The 23,291-nt window shown below is 58.2% G+C and carries 16 protein-coding genes; 10 read left to right on the top strand and 6 right to left on the bottom strand.

Features of this window, described 5'->3' with window-relative positions; translation table 11 throughout:
• Positions 1-28 precede the first annotated feature (28 nt).
• The 6 genes from murJ to OZX71_RS00250 all read left to right on the top strand — a co-directional run bounded on the left by murJ (position 29) and on the right by OZX71_RS00250 (position 8,415).
• Entirely contained in the window at positions 29-2,356 is a 2,328-nt protein-coding gene (gene murJ / locus OZX71_RS00275) for a murein biosynthesis integral membrane protein MurJ (RefSeq protein WP_277160079.1), read from the top strand.
• 163 nt (positions 2,357-2,519) lie between these two features.
• Positions 2,520-4,997, top strand: a complete 2,478-nt coding sequence (locus OZX71_RS00270; RefSeq protein ID WP_277160078.1) for a hypothetical protein — start codon at positions 2,520-2,522, stop codon at positions 4,995-4,997.
• A gap of 150 nt (positions 4,998-5,147) precedes the next feature.
• The gene (locus OZX71_RS00265) at positions 5,148-5,462 is read left to right on the top strand and encodes a type II toxin-antitoxin system RelB/DinJ family antitoxin (RefSeq protein ID WP_277145931.1); all 315 of its coding nucleotides are present in this window, start codon (positions 5,148-5,150) and stop codon (positions 5,460-5,462) included.
• Positions 5,449-5,757 carry a type II toxin-antitoxin system YafQ family toxin gene (locus OZX71_RS00260; protein WP_277145932.1) on the top strand — a complete coding sequence of 103 codons (309 nt, stop codon included), beginning with the start codon at positions 5,449-5,451 and terminating at the stop codon, positions 5,755-5,757. The genes OZX71_RS00265 and OZX71_RS00260 overlap by 14 nt, the downstream gene beginning before the upstream one ends.
• A gap of 307 nt (positions 5,758-6,064) precedes the next feature.
• A complete protein-coding gene (locus tag OZX71_RS00255) occupies positions 6,065-7,375 on the top strand; it encodes a PLP-dependent aminotransferase family protein (protein ID WP_277160077.1) in 1,311 nt (436 codons plus the stop codon).
• Positions 7,376-7,386: 11 nt separating this feature from the next.
• Positions 7,387-8,415: a D-alanine--D-alanine ligase gene (locus tag OZX71_RS00250; RefSeq protein ID WP_277160076.1), complete on the top strand. Its 1,029-nt coding sequence runs from the start codon at positions 7,387-7,389 to the stop codon at positions 8,413-8,415.
• Positions 8,416-8,697: 282 nt separating this feature from the next.
• Here OZX71_RS00250 and OZX71_RS00245 read toward each other — a convergent pair whose 3' ends face one another.
• Positions 8,698-9,471, bottom strand: a complete 774-nt coding sequence (locus OZX71_RS00245) for a rhomboid family intramembrane serine protease (RefSeq protein ID WP_277160075.1) — start codon at positions 9,469-9,471, stop codon at positions 8,698-8,700.
• 213 nt (positions 9,472-9,684) lie between these two features.
• Here OZX71_RS00245 and OZX71_RS00240 point away from each other — a divergent pair, with 213 nt between their 5' ends.
• Positions 9,685-9,900, top strand: coding sequence for a hypothetical protein (locus OZX71_RS00240; protein WP_277145936.1), 216 nt, complete (start codon positions 9,685-9,687; stop codon positions 9,898-9,900).
• A gap of 327 nt (positions 9,901-10,227) precedes the next feature.
• Positions 10,228-10,644 carry a sterol carrier family protein gene (locus OZX71_RS00235; RefSeq protein WP_277160074.1) on the top strand — a complete coding sequence of 139 codons (417 nt, stop codon included), beginning with the start codon at positions 10,228-10,230 and terminating at the stop codon, positions 10,642-10,644.
• Positions 10,645-10,650: 6 nt separating this feature from the next.
• Here the strand turns inward: OZX71_RS00235 and OZX71_RS00230 are convergent, their stop codons facing one another.
• The gene (locus OZX71_RS00230; protein ID WP_277160073.1) at positions 10,651-11,073 is read right to left on the bottom strand and encodes a DUF3073 domain-containing protein; all 423 of its coding nucleotides are present in this window, start codon (positions 11,071-11,073) and stop codon (positions 10,651-10,653) included.
• Between the two features lie 142 nt (positions 11,074-11,215).
• Between OZX71_RS00230 and trpS the strand changes: the two genes are divergently transcribed.
• Complete coding sequence (trpS, locus tag OZX71_RS00225; protein WP_277160072.1) at positions 11,216-12,325, top strand: tryptophan--tRNA ligase; 1,110 nt, start codon at positions 11,216-11,218, stop codon at positions 12,323-12,325.
• Between the two features lie 92 nt (positions 12,326-12,417).
• Here trpS and OZX71_RS00220 read toward each other — a convergent pair whose 3' ends face one another.
• Positions 12,418-13,956 (bottom strand): ATP-binding protein, encoded by a 1,539-nt coding sequence (locus tag OZX71_RS00220; RefSeq protein ID WP_277160071.1) that lies wholly within the window; start codon positions 13,954-13,956, stop codon positions 12,418-12,420.
• Positions 13,957-14,158: 202 nt separating this feature from the next.
• Positions 14,159-16,006 carry a threonine/serine exporter family protein gene (locus tag OZX71_RS00215; RefSeq protein WP_277160703.1) on the bottom strand — a complete coding sequence of 616 codons (1,848 nt, stop codon included), beginning with the start codon at positions 16,004-16,006 and terminating at the stop codon, positions 14,159-14,161.
• A 668-nt stretch (positions 16,007-16,674) separates the two neighbouring features.
• Between OZX71_RS00215 and OZX71_RS00210 the strand changes: the two genes are divergently transcribed.
• Positions 16,675-19,542 (top strand): phosphoenolpyruvate carboxylase, encoded by a 2,868-nt coding sequence (locus tag OZX71_RS00210; protein WP_277160070.1) that lies wholly within the window; start codon positions 16,675-16,677, stop codon positions 19,540-19,542.
• Positions 19,543-19,966: 424 nt separating this feature from the next.
• Here OZX71_RS00210 and OZX71_RS00205 read toward each other — a convergent pair whose 3' ends face one another.
• Together OZX71_RS00205 and OZX71_RS00200 are read right to left on the bottom strand one after the other, a co-directional pair.
• Complete coding sequence (locus tag OZX71_RS00205) at positions 19,967-21,142, bottom strand: ATP-binding protein (RefSeq protein ID WP_277160069.1); 1,176 nt, start codon at positions 21,140-21,142, stop codon at positions 19,967-19,969.
• Positions 21,143-21,443: 301 nt separating this feature from the next.
• Positions 21,444-23,279: an FAD-dependent oxidoreductase gene (locus OZX71_RS00200; RefSeq protein ID WP_277160068.1), complete on the bottom strand. Its 1,836-nt coding sequence runs from the start codon at positions 23,277-23,279 to the stop codon at positions 21,444-21,446.
• Positions 23,280-23,291 lie beyond the last annotated feature (12 nt).

Below are 23,291 nucleotides of genomic sequence, written 5' to 3'. Positions count from 1 at the left end.
CTCTTCCGTAGGTCATAATTCGATGGTTATGGCCGTGGGGACGGCGGCAAGCCGCATCACGGGCCAGGTTCGCACCATCCTGCTCGCCGCCGCGCTCGGCACGACAGGCATGGCGGCCGACGCCTACCAGGCCGGCTCGCAGATTCCCCAGGTCATCTTCACGCTGGTTTCCGGCGGCATCTTCAACGCCGTGCTCGTTCCGCAGATCGTGCGCACGCTCAAAAAGAAGGACGCACAGGACCGGCTCAACAAGCTCGTCACCCTCGCCATCGCGCTGCTGCTAGGCGTGACGCTGCTCGTGGCGCTGCTGACCCCTCCGCTCACGCGTCTCTACGTCAACGGCGACCACGACATGCTGGCCTTGGCGACCTCGTTCACCTTCTGGTGCGTCCCGCAGATCTTCTTCTACGGCCTTTACACCGTGCTCGGCCAGATCCTCGCCGCCAAAGACCGTTTCGGCACCTACGCCTGGAGTTCGGTGGGCGCCAACGTCATCAGCTGCATCGGTTTCACCGCGTTCATCCTCATGTTCGGCCGCGCGAACAGGCAACCCCTGAGCTTCTGGACCAGCGGAAAAATCGCCTTGACGGCGGGCATGTGGACGCTGGGCGTGGCGTTCCAGGCGCTCGTCCTGTTTCTGCCGCTGCGCAAGATCGGCCTGCACTATCGGCCGAGCTGGGGCATCCACGGCTTCGGCCTGCGTTCGATGGGTTCCGTGGCGGCCTGGGGCATCGGCATCGTCGTGGTCGATCAGTTGCAGACCATCGTCAACCAGCGCGTGCTCACCAGCGTGCCCGGCAAGGCGGCGCAGCTGCGCCTCAACGTGCTCGATATGGCCGGCAACGCCAGCTATTGGAACGCCAACACCATTTACATCCTGCCCTATTCGCTCATCGCCACCTCCGTCGCCACGGCGATGTTCCCCAAGATCTCGCAGGCCATCGCCGACCACGACCTCGACGGGGCGCGCGAAGATCTCAGCGGTTCGCTGCGCAATGTCTGGCTGATGATGTGCCTGTTCACCGTGATGTTCATCGTCATCCCCACGCCGATCACGCTCGCCCTGCTGCCCAGCGTGAGCGTCAAGGAGGCGGTGCTGATGGCCGGGCCGCTCGCCGCGCTGTCGATCGGGCTGCCGTTCTCCTCGACCTATCTGATCATCCAACGCACGTTCTACGCCTTCGAGGACGGCTACCACCCCTTCTTCTTCACCCTGTTGGTCTCGGGCGGGCAGGCGCTGATGATCGTCATTGCAATCCTGTTCATCTCGCCGTTCAACTGGGCCACCACGGTAGGCGTTACGATGTCCTTGTCGTTCATCCTGGCCTTCCCTGTCATCATCACTATGATGCGCAAGCGTTTCCAAGGCCGGCTCGACGGCAAACGCATCGCCACCGCGTTCGGCAAAGGCATCATCGCCTCACTGGTCGCCGCCGCGGTCGGTTGGCTGCTGCGCTACCCGGTCTACGGGCTGTTCGGCGCCGATATCGAGCCGGGCTCGGGCGTGCGCGGCGGGCATATGAACTGGTTGCAGGCCGTGGGCGTCTGCTGTGTGCTGGGCATCATCGTCACGCTGCTGTATGTGGGTACGTTGTGGGTACTTCGTACGCAGGAACTGATGCCGATCGCACGTTCGCTGGCCGGCAGATTCGGTATCAAACTTCCCGGCAATGACGGCACCGGCAGTCAGGGAAACGGTTATCAAGGAAACGGGCACGACACCTCTGATACCGAAGAGAAGGATTCCCAGACTGCGGGAGACAAATTCCCTTTCGGTACAGGTCATCCGCGGCATTATGACCCGATTGGCTTCAACCCGTTGGACAGTGGCACGACGGACGATGATGTGGATCGCGAAAACCTGAAAGTCGACGCAGAAACCGGCAATGGTCCCGAGCCCGCTTCGGCATCGCACGAAACCGAGCCGGCGGCAGCAGCCCCTGAATCCCAAAAGCCGAATCAATTCCCGGTGGTCGAGATATCGGACGACCTCACGTTTGCTTCCGTTTCCGCGATTTCACCATTAGGCGAAACAGCCGATACGGAACTTCCGCCGCTTCCTATCGAACCCGTCAATTCCGCCGATACGTCTTATGGCGATCGCTCGGCCCAACAAATCAAGCCGCTTTTCGACCTCGGCGACGCATCGTCACACCAAAACGGCGCTGAAATCGAGACCGACGGCGACGATGCCCAATCCGGCAATCCCACCGAATCCGGCCTCGAACGCCCGACCTCAGCCGCTGATTTCTCGTGGCTTACTGCGGCATCGTTGGGCTTGCCACCGGTTGCCGCGGACGACGCAATGGCGTTGGAACGGCAAGTCGGCAAAGCCGCCCGTCACCGCGCTCGCTGAGACGGCACCGAATCCACACGCGCCAAGCCGCAGACACCAAACAAATCGACACGAAACCTTGCCACAAAACCTTCCGCCCCGGCCACGGCCATGGATAGAATAAAAGAGGCGCTTTGCCGCCTGATATTGTTTACATTCGTTTGCGCGTAGGGTCGAGGACATTATGAAGCCACAGCTGGGAGATATCGTCATCAACAGATATACGTTGGTGTCGCCGCTGCGTAGCGTACCCGGGCTCGAGGCGTGGAAGGCCAACGATCGGGTCCTCGCGCACGACTGCCAGCTGTTCATCGTCACCGACAAGGCCGCCATCCCCAGTTTCGAGGCCATAGCCTCGACGCTTACCCTTTCTCGCAACCCTCATTTCACGCCGGTCATCCAGATGCAGCGCGTCGGCGACGTCCCCGTGCTCATCACGCAACTGGATCGCGGGCTTTCGCTCAACGATTTCATCGGGCACGGCAAACGCAAGCTCGGCTACGATGCCATGCATTCCGTCATCGCCGAAGTCGCCGATGGGCTCGAAACGCTGTTGCGTGACGATTTGAGCATGAAGTCTCTGAGCACCGATATCGTCCGTATTACATCAAAAGGCGTCCAGATTGCCGACGTCCCTCTTCAGGCGATGTTCACCAATGGCCCCGTGAAGCAGCACCTCAAACCGGAAATGCTCGCAGTCCACGAGCTCGCATCGCTTCTTTACGCCATGCTCATCGGTAAATGGACTTCGGAAATCAAGGATTTCGACCTTTCCGCGCTGCCGGAAGACACTCCGGAAGAATTACGCATCATCTGCGAACGCGGGTTGTCCATCAACGACGCGAACGGCAGTCCGACCCTTTCGATGGTTTCCCTGTCCGAGCTTGTGGCGCTGCTGGGCGAAGTCAAACCGCTGGCAAAGCTTCCGGCAAACGAAGTGAAACGCCCCAATTCCGATGGCGAGGCTTCCATTACGAGGCTTCCGCTGCGCAGGCCACGGCCGAGCGATCTGCTTGATTTCCCGCAGGACCTTTCGACCAACCAGTTGCAGTTCCGCGCGCGTCAAGCCTCCAGTGCAGCGAAATCCGGGGCGGCACAGGGCGTCGCCGCTGCCGCTGCAGGAACCGGCGCTCTCACCGGTGCAGCGCAGAAGCAGGCGGGTGCTGCGGCCAACCGCGCCAGTTCCGCTGCCGCTGCTGCAGCTTCTGCAGCTTCTTCGTCCGCTGACGTCCAGCACGGTGGCAAACCGGCGAAGGCGGATTCAACGAATCAACCGGAAACCGCAGAAACAAGCCACGATTCCGCTGCCGGCAGCGCGCCGACCGGACCGAAGCCGGCGTCGTCTCAGAGCAGCCCGGCAACTTCACCAAATAAAGGCACCGCGTCAAATTCTCAGGCCGCTTCCAGCACTTCCGGCGCTGCCGACAACGCCCATAGTACCAACGAAAACCCAGCCTCCGCACAGAATTCGGATTCGGCAAAGCCCGCACAAGACAAATCCTCGAAGTGGTGGCGCCAACGCGGCAAGTCCGGCAACAATCAATCCGGCGCCTCCGACGATTTGACCAACGCCCCGGCCCCGCGCTTGGATCTGCACGATCTGACCGCCGCAGAAATGGCGGACGCTTTCAAATCCTTCGATTCGACCGCCGACGATTCCATCTTCCCGGATTTCGATCAAAATACCATACAAAACACCAATCCGACGATGCAATTCGACTTCGCCGTCAAAGGCAACGCCACCGGCACGCCGGACATCACCCCCGGCAACCGCACCGAAGCCACAGGGCGTATTCCGCTGTTCGACGCCAACGGGAATCCCATCGAGCCCGGACACGAGTCCGCGCAGGCGCTCCAAGCAGAGCAAGAGGCCATCGACGCGGTCAATCCTGTTACACCTCCCAGCTTCACCCCTCAGCAGCGGGCCCAACAGCAATCCGCCAACCCGACCGGCGATGACATCGCCGACACCCCGTTACTCGGCAGACTCACGACCAAAGTCGTCGCCATCGTCGCCGTCATCGTCCTGATTCTCGCGGCCGCAGGGGTCGCCGCGTACGTGCTGGTCGGCCACAACAGCAAAAGCACCGGCACTTATCAACAAACCAGCTCCGACCCGTGGCCCAAGATGAACCTCAACAAAGTGCCGTTCGGCGCTCAAAGCAACGGCGGCGGTGAGGAACAGGGCTCTGCCGATTCCGGCAACTCCGGCGAGCAGAACGGCGGCTCCGCCAATGACTCGAATTCGAAGTCCGAAGGCGAATCCAACTCCAAAGCGACCAAGGCCGACAAGGTCGCCAAGGCCGTGCCTGCGCCGTCGATCCCGGTGAACAACACCCCGCTGACCATCGATAAGCAGCAGTTCTACGAAAACCCGGCCGGCCAGAACGGCCTCGCGTATTACATGCATGTAAGCCAGCCCGCGGACGTCACTCGGTTCGTGGTCCAGATTCGCACTTCCGGCGGCACCGGCTACCTCATCGCCAATTCCGCACAGGATCCGAACGCCGGCCAGCAGGTCGCGCAGTTCACCTTCGACGCCAGCGGCACCACCGAGGTCAAGCTGAAGAAGCCCGTCAAGTCGCAGGACTTCCTGCTTTGGGTCCCGATGAACTCGCTGCCCAACAACTCCCTCTACATCAACCACGTCCAGCTGTTCTAGGAACGAAGTGTGCACGGCACGGCAACGCCGATACCGCGTATCGTCCTGGTTCTCTCCCAATCGGAGCACGGCTCGTTTGAAGGGAAATGGATTGCATCTAGCATTTTTCTGGTATCATTATTATACCTTTCTGATATCAAAGGAGTTATAATGGCAACCACTACCGCTTTTACGATGCGTATGGACAGCGATCTCAAACGACAGTTCGATGCCATAGCCAATGCGTTGGGGCTTTCCGCAACAGCGGCATTCAACGTCATGGCCAAGAAGTTCGTCGAGGACCGAGGATTCCCCTTTTCGGTACGGCTTCCCGAATCGTTCAATCCAAACCAAACAACCATCGAAGCCATGCAATATGCACAGGAAAGAGCCGACGGCAAAGTACCCGACGACTCGCCGGCGTTCACCAACGCGGCAGACGCCATGGCGTATCTGAACCAAAAGGCCGATCGTGTTTCAGATTAAGATTGATTCGCAGTTCGTCAAGGATTACGCGGCGTTCAGACGACGATACCCGTATCTCGTTGCCGAATTGCAGTCCGCCATCGATGAGCTGGCCCAGAACGGCAAGGTATCATCAGGATATCGCCCGCATCCGCTAAACAATCCAGGCGGCAACTATAACGGCCACATTGATTTCCACCTTTCCGACGGAGAAGTTGACGTAGTCGTTCTGTATCTGCCACACAAATCGAACCCCGTTATTCGTCTCGTGCGCATCGGCGAACATGCCCAACTCTTCCAAGGGCCGCTACAGTGATTCTTCTTCAGCTATCTGTGCATCGGATGTCACCGAGCGCACATCGGCCTCAACCCAACCGACGGAATTCCCATCAGACACATCCAAACACCTGAGATATGAGCTTCTATAACTACGTATAGCGCGATAGCTCTTAGCCCCTTCCCCATGAATCGCCGGAAGCGTGTTGAAGCGGTGCCGGTTTTTCGTCAGCGTTTGCAAGGCTGGCAGTGGCGACTAGAGTCTTCTCTTATATTCTTTAATCACGTGATCTGTTTGGAAGCGTCCACCTGAGTCGAGGCCGCAACCGAAGAAAGGCATGGAGTCGATGTCTGAAACCGAAAACCCCAAGTCCAAGGTCTTCAACAGCGACCCGTGGTGGGACTCGTACGCGGCCCGCGCCGACAACATGCGCGCCTCCGAGATTCGCGCGCTTTTCGCCACGGCCTCGCGCCCGGACGTCGTCTCGCTGGCCGGCGGCATGCCATACCTGAAGTATCTGCCGTTCAAGGAACTTTCGCAGCTCATCGCCAAGATGCTCGTCGACAAGGGCGACGTGGCCTGGCAGTATGGTTCGGCGCAGGGCGACCCGCATCTGCGCGAGGACGTGCTGCAGATCATGGCACTCGAGGGCATCAAGGACGTGCAGCCCGACGACGTGGTGATTTCCAACGGCTCGCAGAACGCCATCGACCTGGTCACTCGCATCATGTGCGACCCGGGCGATGTGGTGATCACGGAGGCCCCGAATTACGTAGGTGCGCTGGGCGTCTTCGCCTCCTTCCAAGTCGAAGTGGTCAACGCGATGACCGACGCGGACGGGCTCATCCCCGAATCGTTCGAGGAGACCATCGTCGCCCAGCAAAAAGCCGGCAAGAAGGTCAAGTTCCTCTATACCGTGCCCAATTTTCACAACCCCGCCGGCGTGACCATGAGCGTGGAACGCAGGCCGAAGATCCTCGAGATCGCGCGACGCCACCATGTGCTCGTCGTGGAAGACAATCCCTACGGACTGCTCGGTTTCAACGGCCAGACCTACCCCGCGCTGCGCTCGATGGACGCCGAGAACGTGGTCTACCTTTCCAGCTTCTCCAAGATCATCGCGCCGGGCATGCGCATCGCGTGGATCGTGGCGCCTCCGGGGATCCGCAAGAAGCTCATCCTGGCCAACGAGGCATCGATCCTCTGCCCGCCAAACATGAGCCAGATGACCATCACCACCTACCTCGACAATTTCGACTGGAAGAAGCAGATCAGCCAGTACCGCGGCATGTACAAGGAGCGCTGCGACACCATGGACGCGGCACTCAAGAAGTACCTGCCATACTGCTCCTGGAACAAGCCGAAAGGTGGTTTCTATATCTGGCTGCAGATTCCCGAAGGCCTCAATTCCAAGGAGATGCTGCCGCGCGCCATCACCGCGAAGGTCGCCTACGTGGCCGGCACCGGCTTCTACCTCGACGGCAGCGGCACGCACCATATGCGCCTTTCGTTCTGCTACCCGACGCCGGAGAAGATCACGCTGGGTATCAAGCGTCTCGCGGGCGTGATGAACAGCGAACTCAAGACCGCGGAACTCTTCGGAACGGCCCCGGCCGACGCGGATACACACGCCAGGCACGAGGATAGGAAAGACTGAAGGAGCAAATCATGGCAAAGCATATCAAGACCACCAAGCGTTCAACCAAGGCACAAGACCATGCTCCCATCGACCGCGCGGCGACCAAAGTGCTCGTCATCTGCGGCGGGATGAGCCACGAACGCGACGTCTCGCTCGCCAGCGGCCACCGCGTCTCCGGCTACCTCGAAAAGGCCGGCTGGAACGTCGCCGTACACGATATGGACAGCGAACTGCTGCCGTATCTGAGCGACCCTGAAACCCGCCCCGACATCGTCTGGCCGCTGCTGCACGGGGCCAACGGCGAGGACGGCTCGATCCGCGACATCCTCGAGCTGGAAGGCCTGCCGTATATCGGTTCACGCGCCAAGGCCTCGCGCACGGCCTGGAGCAAGCCCATCGCCAAGAACGTGGTGCGCAAGCTCGGCGGCCTTTCCACCCCGGTTTCGGTGACGCTGCCCGAATCGACGTTCCGCGAGCTGGGCGCGAAGAAAGTGGTGGATCTGCTCGTTTCGTCGCTCGCGTTGCCGCTTTTCGTCAAGCCTACCCAAGGCGGATCGGCGATGGGCTGCACCCGCGTCGACAAGGCTTCCGAACTGCCGCAAGCCATGGTCAACAGCTTCGCGTACGGCGACGTCGCGCTGGTGGAGCGGGCCGTCACCGGCACCGAGATTTCGGTCTCCGTGCTGGAAATCGACGGCGAGCCACTCGTGCTGCCGCCGCTCGAGGTGGCCACTTCCGACGGCGACTACGACTATGAGGCGCGCGTCAACCCCGGCCCGACCGATTTCTACGTGCCTGCGCGTCTGCCTGAAGCCGTTCTGAAAGCGGCACAGGAAGCGGCGCTCACCGCGCACAATACGCTGAGCCTGCGCGACATCTCCCGCACCGACTTCATCGTCGACGCCGATGGCACCCCGCAGTTCCTCGAGTCGAACGTGGCCCCCGGCATGACCGCAACCTCGCAGCTGCCCCAGGCCGCCATCGCCGCGGGCTACAGCCTGCCCGACCTCTACTCGCAGCTGGTCGAGTCCGTCCTGCGCCAGCATCGCGCCGCCTGACACCACAGGCTTTAGCCTGATCTCAGCATCACGCCGTCTGACGCCACCGAATAGGTCGCCCGATTCCCAGCATCGCCCACCCAACCCATGTGGCATCAATTGTGTTAAAGCCCCCACTCACTAACCGTCAGCGGAGATTCACCGCATACACTCATGCCAGCATGCACAAGCCCCTCCCGCTGGACGATTATCAGCAGGGGCTTCTGCGCAATTAAACCTGCGCAGGCACTATACAAGCCTCTTTTAAGTCCGATAGCAGCGCGACAAAAAGCACAACAATGTCTACGGCAGATTTTGCAGATTGAGATGTTTCGCGAACAACTCCATCTGAATCACCCACGAAGGCGTGACCACCACTGCCAACACCACCAGCAGCACAACCAGAATCGCGCCGTAAACCAGCATCCGTACCCACAGCGGGCGGCGACGCAGCGCGGGAATTCCGTCCAGCAGCAACCAAGTCAGCAGCAGGCCAATCACGAATCCGCCGACATGAGCCTGCCACGCCACGTGCGGGATAAATAGCGGCATCGCGAAATTGATGGCGACCCACACCAGCATGCCGCGAATATCCGTATGCGTGCGATAGGCAACCAACAGCAGCATCGCGGTAAGCCCGAACAACGCGCCGGAGGCTCCGTAGCCACCAGTGGCCCAATCATGGGTGAAATAGCTGGAAACCATCATCCCGTCAGCGGCACCGAGACCGCAGATCGTATAAAACGCGAGGAAGCACCAATGGCCAAGCATCTTTTCCAGAAACGGACCGATGGCAATCAGCGTAAGCATATTGCATAGCACGTGCAGCACGTTGGGATCATGCATAAACATCGAGGTGAACCAAGTCCATGGCTTCAACACCGCTTGCCCCGGAATGAACGACCAGTTGAAAAGCATAACGTCGAATTGCTGCGGAGAAGCGTATTTGCAGAGGACCTCCACCAGCCACACGGCCACACAAATGACGACAATCGCCCAAGTCATTACCGGGCCTTCACTCGCCCACTCATACCTAAGTTTCCGATACCATCGTTGGATGCCGTTCTCATTGGTCATTGGGCCATTTTATCGAAGAACGGGTACATATACCCGCTTTCCTTCACGACGTCAGAGGCCAGACATAGGGAACAAAACCTTGATGCCCACTTCAAGAAACCTTGAACTTTTTACTTTTCTTGAGGTTTTCCACCCAATTGTCACAGAACATCGGCTAGGATAGAAACAACGTCGGCTTGGACGCGCAGGCCGACACTTATGAAAGGAGCCGTCATGGAGAACAAGTCTTCTAACGGTTGGAAGTTCTTTGCGCTGCTCTTCGGCGGTCTGCTCGCTGCAGTCGTCGGTTTCTATATGTACAAGCAGCAGAACCCCGACTACGATCCGTGGGAAGAGCCGTGGGAAAACAGCTCTTCGCCAGTCGATTTGGGTCTTGATAAGGAAGCCGACCCGAAGCCTGAAGAAGGCCCGGAAGCCGCTACCGCCTGATTTGCGATTTATTTAAGAAGGGGAGTCGACAGTTGTCGGCTCCCTTTTTTGTGCTTATATGACTGCATTGAAATGGCAGACACACTGAAAATCACAAAAACAGGGCCAAAACCATGCTTCCCAACGCGTTGGATAGATAGGCTGCGTTGAAAATCACAAAAACAGGGCCAAAAACGTGATTTTGATTGCGTAGAGCCGATAAATGCAACGAAAATCACGGAAATGGGGCCAAAAATGTGATTTTCAGCGTATCTTCGAATCGCAAAGCGACAAAGCAGCCCGGCAGCAGAGGCCCGTTAGTGACCCGTCACCATATACAATGACGGTATGGCAGCGATACGGGAACAGGACATTTCGAAGGGTATGGCGGCGCTGGATGCGTGGCGCAAGGCGGCGGACGTGCATCGTGGCGAACCGCCTGAGGCGAGACTTGCGTTTTCACCGGACGGCTTGCCGCGCAACACGTGGGCGATGGCGGTGCGATATTCCTTGTATCTGTTGGAAAACAAGGCTCCCGGGCCCGGCGTTGAAGTGCGCGTGGCGCCGTGGAGCGCTGTGAAAATCCTCGACGGCCCGGAGTCGGACCCGCACAATCTCACCCCGCCCGACGTCATCGAGCTCGACCCGGATGTCTGGCTGCGCTTGGCCTGCGGACTGACGACGTGGGCCGAGGAAAAGGAAGCCGGCCGTATCAGCGCGGTAGGCGAGCGCGACGACCTCAGCGCGCTGCTGCCGCTGGATTGAAACTGCTCAGGCCTCGCTGGCCTTGGGCTTCGGCTTGCGCAAAGCGCTGGGAACAGGCATATGAATCGGCTTGTGCGGCTTCGGCATCGGCGCTTTCTTGGAGCTGGAAGCGGATGCGGATTTCGCATTGTCACCGCTTGCCGCCTTTGCCGCGGCCTCGGCGGCCCACTTGGCGTAATCATCCAAATCGTCATCGGCAACCGGCGAGTCCCCATGCTCGTCTACAGCTTCGATATGCGTGTCGTTATCAACCTTGCCGTGAGCCCTTGAATATTCCTTCTCGACCTCGGTGAACGGATCCGCCGACCCGCTGCCCGGTTCCTGACTGCCCAGCTCCTTCGCCAGCTCGTCGTAATCGGTGTCGGTTGTCAAATACTTCAGCTTACGGGCCATTTTCTTCTGTTTAGCCTTTTGACGTCCGCGGCCCATTTGACCCCCCGATTATTTTCAGTCGCAATTTAATCCATCAATATAGTAGGATACCACCCAAATTGTTACGTTTCATTGTCGGCTCAGACTTTTACCATAAAAACAAGATTTTCAAGGATTTCGAACGATTCGAGGGGCAGTCATGGCGGACACGCAGAACGATGCGCAAACAGAACAGGTAACGGCGGCGGGCAACGAGATCAGCGCGAGTTTCATTGCAGCGAAGAAGCGTTCCGACGCGGTTTCGGCGAAACTTGAGAAGGAACCCGGCAAGTTCACCATGCTCACCGGCGACCGTCCGACCGGCCGCCTGCACCTCGGCCATTATTTCGGCACGCTCAAGGGCCGCGTCGAGATGCAGAACAAGGGCGTACATACCAACATCCTGATCGCGGATTATCAGGTGATCACCGACCGCGACACCACCGAGCACATCGGAGAGAACACGCTCGGCCTGCTGCTCGACTACCTCGCGGCGGGCATCGACCCGAACAAAACCATGATCTTCACGCACTCGGCCACGCCCGCCGAGAACCAGCTGATGCTGCCGTTCCTCTCGCTGGTCACCGAGGCCGAACTCGAGCGCAACCCCACGGTGAAGGCCGAGAAGGAAGCCAGCGGCCACGCGCTCACCGGGCTGCTGCTCACCTACCCGGTGCACCAGGCGTGCGACATCCTCTTCTGCAAGGGCAACGTGGTGCCCGTGGGCAAGGACCAGTTGCCGCACATCGAGATCACGCGCACCATTGCGCGGCGGTTCAACGAGCGGTACGCGAAGAAGCACCCCGTGTTCCCTGAGCCGGTCGCGATCCTCTCTGACGCGCCGGAGATTCCGGGGCTTGACGGACGCAAGATGAGCAAGTCCTACGGCAACGCGATTTCGTTGAGCGCCACAGCCGAGGAGACGGCCAAGCTCATCAAAAAGAGCCCGACCGACTCTGAGCGTCGTATTACATTTGACCCGATCAAGCGGCCGCAGGTCTCCGCGCTGCTGACCACCGCCGGCCTGGTCACCGGCCGCGACCCGAAGGACATCGCCGAGGAGATCGGCGACGCCGGGGCCGGCGCGCTCAAGCAGTACGTCATCAAGTCCGTGAACGACTATCTGGCACCGCACCGCGAGCGCCGTGCCGAGCTCGCCAAAGACATGGACTCCGTGCGCGACATCCTGCACGACGGCAACAAGCGCGCCAACGCCATCGCCGAGGAGACCCTCGATCAGGTGCGCGAAGCCATGGGCATGAAGTACTAGAAGCCCGCATCGATAGCCTCAAAAGGTCGGGCGATACGATTTTAGGAATGGCTGATTTTGTCATTCTTGATTTCGTAGCGCCCGACCTTTTACTATTCGATCGTCCGATAAGTCTGCTTACTACTATTCGGTTTCTCCGGTATCCCCAGCGCCAATTTGCCTGCTTTAACCAAAGGGTTCACGTAACGCTGCATGGCATATCCACTGCCCAGATCGACAAATGCCGAAAGTTCCTTACGCGTTCGCGGAGTGCGGCAATATTCGAGAATAGCCTCAGCATTACGATGGGAAATCGCCTCTGCCGCATGTTGCACGGCGGTCGTGCCCAATTCAACTTTGGGAGTGCCAAGAGATAAGGGATTACTGGCCCTCTGCGGAAGCCCGGATATACTTGTTCCCGTCGTATCAGTTCGTTCCGTCATCCTCAAAAATGCCCGGAATTCACCACCCTTGCTTTCAAACTCCGGAGTAGGCAAACCGGCCGCTTTAGTCAAGTAGCGAACAGCGGGGATGCCAGAATAACGATTCTCTGTTAACCCCATAATCTCCATGGTATTTGCAATGACCGGATTCCTGGTGTCAGGTTGGGCCTTGCCAAGTTTATCCACAGTCATACGCCCGTACAAGCCACCAGGATTGGTAACGACCAAACGATCAGCAAAAATCTGTAACTGGATTGGCATACCTTGAGTGTGAATGCTGTAATCCCTGTGGATAAGAGCATTCAGAATCAATTCGCGAACAGCGTCCAATGGGTACTGCGGTCGGTCAACTCGCCGTCCCTCTTTGGTAATCGTGACGGATACTCTTATATTTTTCCGCACAAAATCTATCGCTCCCTGCAATTGTTGGTCGAGCGTGCCTTCAATCCTCTGGTTATCAACAAAACGTTCGCCAGATATTCCTACTTCTCCTGGTTCGGTTCCCGGCAACATTGTCGCAATAATGTCAAGCTGGGGAAAGAAAGCCTGCGGGTATTCTCCCAGTATCAACATGCCAGCGAGCGTGGGAACACCATCTTTAGTCATACCCATAAGATCAAGAATCCGGGAATCATCAAGCTTCGCCAAATTCGGTCTGTTCTCAATCAGTTTCGCTTTATATTCCGTCAGTCTTGCAGCAGATAAATCCTCAATGCTCGCCCTTTCGACCGGTCGCAACTCGTCCTCATACTTCTTACGGAATGCTTCATAGCCGTAAATCTCATTCTCGTCCATAGGCTCATCAGCGTCACCTACACGAACATACGAACCCTTGTAACGCCCTTTACTCGCATAAAAACATGGACGTTCAGCAACATCAAGCGCTGGTATTTCAGCGCTAACTACCGTTTTGCCGCCGATATCGCAAAGCGTAAAGACAGCACGAACTTTAGGACGCATTTGGTCGCATTGCTCTACAACACGTTTTTGCAAATCCTGAGCATCATAGACACCACAGACCGCATAATCTTCTCTTTCATCGACCCCAAAAATGATGATGCCACCAGCATCTTGATTTGAAAAACTTGACAACGTGTCATAAAGATGTGTCGGACAGCCCGATTTTGCAGCCTTAAGCTCAATTGTCGTTGATTCAGCTTTTACCGCTTGGATTTTTTCAACCAAACTTTGCAATTCGATTTCTATCATAGCAATCCTCTATATGGAATTTATCAAATTCATATATTCAATTTATCAAATTCATAAAAATTTATCAAATTCTTCTTTTAAAAAATATAATTTTTGTAAAAATAGTTAAAACTACTGATAATTCTTAGAAGTATGATACTTATTCTAAGAATTTATAAAAATAAATCACCAATATCTCTCTTCTTGGCAAATTTCGCAAACGTCACACGTCGTAACGCCAGGACTTGTCGGTGATCACGCGGGCCATCGCGAGGCCAATCGGCAGGCAGAGGATGACCATGAAGGCGCGGAAGGCCCAGTCCAGCGCGTTCAGGGTGTCGAACTGGCCGAGATAAAACATCGCGCGGTACATATACAGGCCGGGCACCATGATGACGATCGACGGCACGGTCAGGCAGATACGCGGGTAGCCGAGGTAGGGCGGCAGGAAGCCGTGGCGCACCGACGAACGCCAGAGCGAGGCAAGCAGGCCGGCGAGCATCGCGCCCAGGAACGCGGCGGCTTCCGGCGGCATGCCGAAATCGACGATGGTCAGGCGCAGGGTGTCGGTGATCGCGCCGATGACGGCGGCCGTGAAGCACATGCGCTGCGGCGAGTTGAAAAGCACCGAGAATCCCCAGACCCCGCCGAACGCGCAGAGAGCACGCAGGGCGGCGTTGACCCACGGGTTCAGGCCGAGCGGCTCGAAGCCTTGCGGACTCAGGTGGACGATGGACGCCACCATCCAGCCCGCGAGCGTGGCCATGAGGATGAGCGCGAGCGTATAGACCAGTCGCTGGATGCCGCTCGGGAGATCCATTTTGGCGATATCGAGGCCGCCGGTGATCAGCGGGAAACCGGGGATGACGAAGAGCATCGCACCGATGTAGGCGGTGTCGTGGTGCAGGGCCACCGGGTCGAAGACGCCGATCAGCCGCAGCGTGCCTACACAGGCGAACGCAGCCACCGCCACGGCCACGAACGTGACGAAGAACTGGTTCAGGTGGTAGACGAACAACCGTCGACGCACCCAATGGCCGATGTCGGCGCCGATGAACGCGCCGATCATGTCGTAGGGGCCGCCGCCGAGCAGGAAGACGAAGCACGCGCACGCCACGGCCGAGGCGATGGCCGAGAACCACGGCGCATAAAGCGGCTTGCGGTGCTGGATAAGGCTCAGCCGTTCGTGCGCCTGCCGGACGGTGATGCCGCGGCTGGCGTTGGCGCTGGGTTTGGACGTGACTTTGGTTTTGGACGTGACTTTGGTTCCGGATTGGGATTCGGATTTTACCGATTTCGTTGCAACAGAAGGAGTTGCAGCAGAAGAATTAGCGGCGCTGGCACTATCGACATTTTGATTTACTGAGTTATTGACCTTGACGGAGTTACCCAATGTCTGATTAGCGCCATCAACGCTGCTGGAATCATGATGAATAAATCCAGAACCAACTTTCTTACCGGCAGTATTATTGGCGGCTGCGGCTTCACGCTCGGCGGCGATGTCTTCGCGGGTCTTGCCGATGTGCTCGAAATGGGCCGCGTACTCGCCCTTCGGCGGCTGGAACCCACGCTTTTTTGCACGCTTGACCGCCTTCTCGTGAATCCGCTTACGCCGCTCGATCTCACGGTGCGCCTTCTGCGTGGCCCGCAACATGGAACGCTGGGCGTCGGGGTTGTCGAGCTGTTGCACCATCTCTTGCGACACCGCGGTCTGCGCGTGGTAGGTGGTCGCGGGTGCTCCGATATTGACGCTGAACCAGTCGGCGAAGTGCTCAAGCAGCCAAATACGCTCCGTATTGACTCCGGTTGTCGGCAAATCGACAACTTGCGTAATCCTGCTGACGCCATCGCTGCACGATACGCCCATATCGGTCAGGTTGATGTTCGCGCGCACGTGCACGCCGAGTGGATAGCCGATGCGGTGCATCAACTCGCGGATACGGAAGCTTCCCGTGCCCGCACGCAGGTCGAGCAACCCGACACGCGCGATGATGCTCGCCTTCGCCGCGATGCCCGCGTCGACCACCGGCGTATCCCAGTCGCGCTCGATGTCGGCGGTGTCCAACGGCATGTAATGCGTCAGCCGATCGTGGACCTTGGCCCGATGGTCGCCGCGAGCCCCGTAACCGGCCCTGTCGCCGCTGTCGACTTCATCGTCAATCGAGGCCACCGCCGCAGCCACGCGCCGGTATTCCTCGGAATCGGATTCGTCCAATTCGCCAAAGATATCGTCAATGCCTTCGTCACCGCGCTCGGCATCGTTGACCCCGTCAGTCACGTTGACCGTTTTCTCGATATCCTCGGCCACCGCGTCCATGCCGGCTTCCCTGACCGCACCGGTATTGTCGTCCGTCAAACTCGTCCCTTTCCTCGCCATAACAGCAGCAACTTCCCCCATCGTTCCGGCATCCCACGTTCATCCACGCGCTTCAAGCGAGAATCTCCACGCTCAAACTGCACGAAAATACAACAAACACCGACACGTTTATATAAAAACCTTGACCTTTTGACACTCTATTCTTAGCACGCACGAGGTAAGTCTCCACCTCCCGGAAAATCCGTCCGGAATATGGCCATTATTTCGTTTCGTTACAAAAATGTCGATTAGGTCACCTTACAATCGAACAGGACTCGCCAAGCAATGGCTTTGGGTTCGCAACAGATGGCACCACAACCGCGGAGGAGCCGCGGAATGCCGACAGACCGAACAACCGGAAGCTTGGTTTGAAGGAGGTCTGAATGGCTACAAGTACCAAAAATAACAAGCCAGCAAAAAATCAACCGATCACGCAGCCTGATGCCGCATTATTCACTTCCGGAGTCGGGACCAAAGGCCCCGAGGAACGTGATCTTCCCGAAACGCTGAAAGACGATCTGGCACTCTGCCTTGAGATTCTGCGCACCGTGCTCGGGGAATACGACAAGAACCTGCTTTCCACATTCGACACCGTTCGCGGCTACGCCGTCAAGGCGAGCGCCGAGCACTATGCGGAAACCATCGGCAAGGAAAAGCCCAAGGAAGACAACCTCGAAAAGGCCGAAAAGGTCATCGACGCCCTGGACGTCCATCAGGCGCAGCTGCTCGCACGCGCACTCACCACGTATTTCCACCTGGCGAACCTTTGCGAGGAGAACTACCGCGTTTCGGTGCTGCACAGGCGCGAATCGAACGTCGCCGAGGATGCGGCGACCGATCCGGTCAACGAACTGACCGGCGCCTATCACCAGCTCATCAATGAGATGGGCCCGGCCAAGGCCAAGAAACTCCTGAACAAACTCGAGTTCCACCCCGTCTTCACCGCACACCCCACCGAGGCCCGCCGCAAGGCCGTCGAGGGCAAGATCCGCAGAATCGCAACGCTTTTGAGCGCTGGCAAGCTGCTGGGCGGGTCCGATAAGAAGGAAAACTACCGTCGTCTGTACAACGAGATCGACGCGCTCTTCCGCACCTCGCCGATCGGCGCCAAGAAGCCGACACCGGTCGAGGAAGCCGACACCATCATCGATATTTTCGACAACACGCTTTTCGACACCATCCCGCAGGTCTATCGCCGCTTCGACGATTGGATTCTGGGCGATCAGGCCGGAATCGCTGAGCCGCAGTGCCCCGCGTTCTTCCACCCCGGCTCCTGGATCGGCACTGACCGCGACGGCAACCCGAACGTCACCGCCAAGGTCAGCCGCGCCGTGGCCCGCAAGTTCAGCGACCATGCCATCGAGGCGCTGGAAAAGGCGACCCGCACCGCCGGTACGAACCTGACGATGGAAGCCGTCACGACGCCTCCGAGCGACGAACTCGTCAACCTCTGGAGCCATCAGAAGGAGATGAGCGAGCGCCTGACCGACAAGGCCGCCTCCACTTCCTCGCACGAGCTGCATCGCGCGGTCATGCTGGTCATGGCCGATCGCTTGCATTACACTGTGGTGCGTGACGCCGACCTGATGTACAAGAGCTGCGATGACTTCATCGCCGACCTCAAGATCGTGCAACGTTCGCTGGCGGCCGCCGGCGACAAGCGCGCGGCTTACGGTCCGGTGCAGGATGTCATCTGGAAGGCGCAGACCTTCGGATTCCATCTCGTCGAGACGGAGTTCCGCCAGCATTCGCTCGTCCATTCCCGCGCCCTGGAGGACATCCGCGAGCACGGCCTGCACGGCGAACGTGGCGAACTGCAGCCGATGACCCACGAGGTGCTCGACACCTTCCGCGCACTCGGCGCCATCCAGAAGCGCAACGGCCAGAAGGCCGCCCGCCGCTACATCATCTCGTTCACCAAGTCCGCGCAGAACATCCGCGACGTCTACGAGCTCAACCGCATGGCATTCTCGAACCCCGAGGATGTGCCGACCATCGACGTCATCCCGCTCTTCGAGCAGCTGCAGGATCTGCAGAACTGCGTCGACGTGCTTGACGAAATGATCAAGATCCCCGAGGTGCAGGCCCGCCTGAAGGCCACCGGCGGCAAGCTCGAGGTCATGCTCGGCTACTCGGATTCCTCCAAGGACGCCGGCCCCACCACCGCGACGCTTGCGCTGCATTCGGCGCAATGGCGCATTGCGGAATGGGCCAAGAAGCACGACATCGACCTGACGCTCTTCCACGGACGCGGCGGCGCTGTCGGCCGTGGCGGCGGCCCTGCGAACCGTGCGGTGCTCGCGCAGCCAGCCGGTTCCGTCAACTGCCGCTTCAAGCTCACCGAGCAGGGCGAGAGCATTTTCGCCCGCTACGGCAACCAGGCACTGGCCATCCGCCACGTCGAGTCCGTGGCCGCCGCGACGCTGCTGCAAAGCGCGCCGAGCGTCGAGAAGACGACCACCGAGATGACCAAGAAGTACGCGCCGATGACGCAAAAGCTCGACGAATCCGCCCACAAGCGCTTCCTCGACCTGCTCAATACGCCTGACTTCACACCTTGGTTCTCCACGGTGACCCCGCTGACCGAAATCGGCCTGCTGCCGATCGGTTCCCGCCCGGCCAAGCGCGGCCTCGGCGCCAAGTCGCTCGACGATCTACGCACGATTCCGTGGGTCTTCTCCTGGGCCCAGGCGCGCATCAACCTGGCCGCATGGTACGGGCTCGGGACCGCGTGCGAGGAATTCGGCGACTTGAAGACCCTTCGCGGCGCCTACAAGGAGCTGCCGATGTTCTCCACGTTCATCGACAACATCGAGATGTCGCTGGCCAAAACCGACGAGCGCATCGCCAAGATGTATCTGGCGCTGGGCGACCGTGACGACTTGCGCGACAAGGTGTTGAACGAGATGGAGCTCACCCGCAAGTGGGTGCTCGCCATCGTCGGCGACGATTGGCCGCTGCAGCATCGCCACGTGCTCGGCCAGGCCGTGCGCGTGCGTTCGCCGTACGTCGACATCCTTTCCGTCATCCAGGTGCTTGCCCTGCGCAGCCAGCGTGAACTGCAGAAGAAGCAGGACGCACAGGCCGCCAAGGCGAAGGCCAACGGCGAAACCCCGGCGAACGCCGGTGCCGTCGAGCCCAAGAAGACGGACAACGAGGAGCTGGCCCGCGACCAACAGCGCGGCGGCTTCACCTACCTCATCCTCTGCACGGTCTCCGGAGTAGCCGCCGGCCTGCAGAACACCGGCTGATTCTTAAGCCCATAAGCGGTAAAACGAAGCCTCGCCGGCAATCCTGATTTTCAAAGGATTCCAGCGAGGCTTTGTCGTATTTACTCGAAATTACCGGATAGAAAGGCAATCCGCCTATTCTAAAGTGCGAAAACTAGCAAAATCAACATTTAGCATATTGAAAACAACTTGCTAAAGTACGAAAATGGTCAAAATCGCACTTTAGAGATGCTATATAAGACATCAAAACGATGATTTTCGGCAAAACGATATGTATGAAATATAAAAGATCCGCAACGCAGCCACGCAGATTCTCTATATTCTTATTCAGCAACAGATACGCACAAAAGTCACCAAATCCAAACCCAAAACGGCGGAAACCCGCCAATCCTCTTCTGCTATTTGGCGACCTTTGTACTCATTGGCCCACTGACCCCGACACGCTTCACACCACCAGCTGATCGACGTCGTCGAGGGTCAACAGCCGACCGAAACGGGTGTCGAAGGCTTGGTCGCCGCCGTAGACGACGATGCGCCGGTCGGTGGGTAGGCCCATGGTTTCGCCGAGCTCATCGACCCGCGCGAACGCATGCAGATCGTAAGTGGCAGAGGCTTTGACCTCAACCAAATACTGGACTTCGCCGCCTTTTTCGATAACCAGGTCGACTTCCTTCTGATTGGTGTCACGCCAAAAATAAAAAGTCGGCTTTCGCCCGCGCACGTAGTATTCCTTCATGACTTCATTACTGACTGCATTCTCGAAAATCGGTCCACGATATTTGCTGAGCAGAAGCCTATCCGGCGAAATAATCCCCAGAAGATAAGCCACCAACCCTGTGTCATAAAAGTACAATTTAGGTGTCTTGACAAGCCGTTTGCCGTAATTTTTATAGTATGGATACATACGATACACGATGAAACTGGCCTCCAACACCGAAAGCCAGTCCTGCACCGTTTTCACATCGATTCCGCAGGCTTTCGCCAGCGACGCATAATTGATAAGCTCCCCAACCCGAATCGCGCATTGCACTAGAAAGTTTCGGAAGGCCGACAGTTTGCGAACACCGAGTTCTTCTCGAACGTCACGTTCAAGATAGGTGTCAATGTAGCTACGGAAATATTTCTCTGGATTCACCTCATTGGCAGTGTCATAAAGCCGAGGATATCCACCACGCCACATCCACTCATCCATCGTGCCAAGATCTTTGCCTGCCGCTTTGAGCTCACCGCGCGAGAACGGCATAAGGTGCAGCACCGCGACCCGACCGGCAAGAGACTGCGTAATGGATTTCATCAACAGAAAGCTTTGTGATCCGGAAAGGATGAATTGCCCCGGCTCCTGATGGCGCTCGTCCACAATTCCTTGAAGATACGAGAACAGGTCAGGCATACGCTGAGCCTCATCGAAGATGACATGTATACCATAACGAGCGAAAAATGTATCAGCGTCGGTCTGCAACAGTTCACGCATCCGAGGATTCTCCAACGAAACATATGCGTAATCGCTGAATACCTCGCGCAATAAAGTCGTTTTGCCGGTCTGCCTAGCACCAGTCAGTGAAACGATTGGAAACTGCCGAAACAGGTCATGCATTTCAGCAGTGATTTCCCTTGGTATCATTGGCCTCTCCTATCATTCCCTAACTTTGGGTAATAACGATACCATCCCCGTTATTCCCTGATTAACATACACTCTACTCCCTGATTAACATAAAGTCTATTCCCGGATTAACATAAAATCTATTCCACGATTAACATAGGGTCTACTACCTAATTAACATAGGATCTACTCCGCAATCAACATAAAAAGACCTCCGCCGGGATGAGCCGGGGAGGTCTTGAAAATGAGTTTGTGGCTTGCGCCTCACGCCGCGAAACCGTAAATATCTGATTTTGCCTTCGTACGCTTCGCGCTTTGCGCTTCACGCCTCGTTGATGAGATCGAGCATCTGGGGGACCGACTTCTTGCCGAACTCGACTTTTTGGGTGGTCGTGCCATCAGCGGCAGTCTTGTTGACGACGATGCAGGGCACGCTCATCGCGCCGTACTGCTTCTGCAGCTCGGGGAAGTGCGAGATGTCGTATGCCTCGGCCCGCACCTTCGGGTTGTCGGCGGCGATACGCTGCGAGGAGAGCACCGTGGTCGGGCACATCGTGCAGGTCAGCGAGACGAGGACCATCACGTCGGTGGTGTCACCGTCCGCGCCCAATGCCTCGATGCGCCGCTGGGTGTCGTCGTCCACCTTCTGGCCCGGTCCGGCCGCGTTATAGAGCGCCAGCACGAACGAATTGAACTCATGGCCGCTGGGAACGCCGTGGAACGCCAGTCCCGTAGGCTCCACGACTCCGTCGCCTCCCACCTTGCACAGACGCACGCAGGGACGGGCCATCGGCATCACTTCCGCGGCATCGAACTTCGCACGGCCTTCCGCATCCTCTTCGCCCTCGGCGTCAGCAGAATCCGGCGCCACAACGGCGGAAAGCTTGCCGCCGCTCAAACCGACCAGCTCGTCGATGAAGCCCTTGAGCTCCTGCGAAAGCCTGGTCTTGTCGAGCGAAAGCTGAAGCACCAGCGGCTGGCTCATGCGGCCGAAGACCACATCGAGCTGCTTGCGGATGGCATCGTCGAAGAATCCGGAGGTCTTGGCGCGGCCGCCTTGAGCAGCAGCGCCGGCGTCGGACGAGGCCGCAGACGAGGACGAGGAAACCGGAGCCGGGGAAGTGCCGGAATTGGCGGCTTTCCGAGCCTCTTCGGCCTCACGCTTCTCGTAATTCGAGCTGGTCGGGCGAGGCGGCACCAGGCCGGTCTTCTCGCTCAGGTCCTTGGCATAACGCTCAAGTTCCACGCCGGCAACGGCACCGTCGGAAACGGCGGTGACCACCTGACGCAGGTTCTTTTCGCGCAGGTCGCCGGCCGCGTACACTCCGGCCGCAGTGGTCTCAAGATAGCCGTGCGTAATCACGTAGCCGTACTCGTCGAGGTCGACGACGCCTTTCAGAATCTCGGTCTGCGGCACGTAACCGGCAAAGACGAACACACCGAAATTCTTGCTCTTGGTCGGCTTCCATTCAATGTCTTCGCCGGTTTGGCGATTGTGGAACACGGCGCTTACCAGGCCGCCTTCGCCGGCCGAAACGGACTTCAGCTCGGTGTTGTAATGAATCTCGATATTGGGGTCGTTTTTGGCTTCGTTGGACACGGAAGCATCGCAAGTGAAATCGTCACCACGCGCCAAAATCGTGACCTTGCTGGCATATTTGGTGAGGAACACCGATTCCTCTGCCGCCGAGAAACCGCCGCCGACGACGATGACCTCCTGGCCATTGAAGAACTCGCCATCGCAGGTGGCACAGTAGGAAACACCGCGGCCGGCATACTCGGCTTCGCCCTCGAACCCGATTTTACGAGGATTGGCACCCGTTGCGACCAAAATACCGAACGTCTTGAGGTCGCCGCGATTGGTGTGTACGGTTTTGATATCGCCTGCAACGTCAAGACCCGTCGCATCGGCCGCCATGAACTCCGCACCAAAGTCCTCGGCCTGCTGGCGCATGGTTTCGGTCAACGCACGACCATCCGTGCGCGCAATGCCGGGGTAGTTCACCACTTCATTCGTGATGTTGATCTGGCCGCCGAAATCCTCCTTCTCGAGGATCATTACACGATATCGAGCACGAGCCAGATACAGGCCTGCGGTAAGCCCAGCCGGCCCGCCACCAATCACCACTACGTCGTACAAATCGTCTTGCTGCTTCATGTTGTCCTTTAT

The organism is Bifidobacterium sp. ESL0764 (assembly GCF_029395515.1).
Lineage (GTDB): Bacteria > Actinomycetota > Actinomycetes > Actinomycetales > Bifidobacteriaceae > Bifidobacterium.
This window is presented reverse-complemented; position numbering and strand designations above follow the sequence as displayed.